Source organism: Pontibacter fetidus (assembly GCF_010119545.1).
Taxonomy (GTDB): domain Bacteria; phylum Bacteroidota; class Bacteroidia; order Cytophagales; family Hymenobacteraceae; genus Pontibacter; species Pontibacter fetidus.
This window is the reverse complement of record NZ_JAAEAA010000041.1, coordinates 1-1,644: the sequence shown is the minus strand read 5'-3', so window position 1 is coordinate 1,644 and position 1,644 is coordinate 1. Positions and strand designations below refer to the sequence as shown.

The following is a 1,644-nucleotide window of genomic DNA, read 5'->3' as shown; positions in this document are numbered from 1 at the left end:
TCTTTGTTCACGTCGGTTATCTCGTATTCGCCACGCGGGCTTGGCTCCAGGTTTTTGGCAATCTCTACTACCTCGTTGTCATAGAAGTACAGCCCCGGCACAGCATAACTGCTCTTTGGTTGTGCTGGTTTTTCTTCAATAGAAACAGCCTTTTTCTCGGCATCAAACTCCACTACCCCATAACGTTCCGGGTCATGCACATGGTAAGCGTACACCACCCCGCCATCGGGGTTGTTGTTGGCCTGCAGCAGCTTGCTCATGCCCGAGCCATAGAAAATGTTATCGCCTAGTACAAGCGCTACCTTGTCGTTACCAATAAATTCTTCGCCAATCACAAAAGCTTGCGCCAGTCCGTTGGGTACTTCCTGTACTTTGTAGCTAAACTTGCACCCGATCTGCGAGCCATCGCCCAAGAGGCGCTCAAACATCGGCAGATCGTGCGGTGTGGAGATGATCAGGATCTCGCGGATGCCCGCCAGCATCAGCGTCGAGAGCGGGTAATAGATCATCGGCTTATCGTACACCGGCATCAGCTGCTTGCTCACAGCCAAAGTAAGCGGGTGAAGTCTGGTTCCGGAGCCCCCGGCAAGTATAATTCCTTTCATGTTAGCGACGCTCGTACTGTTCTTGGTAATAATGCGTATAGTTGCCGCTGGTTACATGCTCCAGCCATTCGGTGTTTTGCAAGTACCAGTCTACGGTTTTGCTCAGGCCTTCTTCAAAGGTAACCGAGGGTTTCCAGCCCAGCTCGTTTACCAGTTTGCTGGAGTCGATTGCGTAACGCAGGTCGTGGCCGGCGCGATCTTTTACAAAAGTGATCAGCTTGCGTGAGTGTCCTTTTGGTCTGCCAAGCTTCTCATCCATCACATCACACAGCAACTCAATCAGATCCAGGTTCTTCCACTCGTTTATGCCGCCAATGTTGTAGGTATCCCCTACTTTGCCTTCATGGAAGATCACGTCAATAGCACGGGCGTGGTCCAGCACATAAAGCCAGTCGCGCACGTTCTCGCCTTTGCCATACACCGGCACCGGGCGCTCGTTTTTAATATTGTTGATGGCCAGCGGGATTAGCTTTTCGGGGAAATGGTTCGGGCCATAGTTGTTGGAGCAGTTGGATATTTTAACAGGCAAACCATAGGTATGGTACCATGCCCTAACGAAATGATCAGAACTGGCTTTAGATGCCGAGTAAGGTGAGCGTGGATCGTAAGGTGTTTCTTCGGTAAACAAGCCATCTTCGCCCAACGAGCCATATACTTCGTCGGTAGAGATGTGGTAGAACAAATGCTTGCTAAGATCGTCTGCCCAATGCTTCTTAGCCGCATGCAGCAGGTTTACCGTACCGATCACGTTGGTCTGCACAAAGGCCAGCGGGTCAGTAATAGAACGGTCCACGTGCGACTCAGCAGCCAGGTGGATAACGGCATCAAACTTATAGTTGGCGAAGATCTCGTCCAGGTAAGCAGCATCGGTAATGTCGCCTTTCAGGAAACTATAGTTCTCTTTGTGCTCAATATCCGAGAGGTTCTCCAGGTTGCCGGCATAAGTCAGTTTGTCCAGGTTATAGATCTGGTAGCCCGGGTATTTGTTCACAAATAACTGCACCACATGCGAGCCGATAAAGCCTGCTCCGCCTGTTAT

2 protein-coding genes are annotated in these 1,644 nt (G+C 50.7%); both read right to left on the bottom strand.

What is annotated here, in order from left to right; translation table 11 throughout:
- Positions 1-605: sugar nucleotidyltransferase (locus GWO68_RS17655; RefSeq protein ID WP_162347800.1), on the bottom strand; the 605-nt coding region annotated here is incomplete at its 3' end.
- A 1-nt stretch (position 606) separates the two neighbouring features.
- The coding region (rfbB, locus tag GWO68_RS17650) for a dTDP-glucose 4,6-dehydratase (RefSeq protein ID WP_202923809.1) at positions 607-1,644 on the bottom strand (1,038 nt) is incomplete at its 5' end.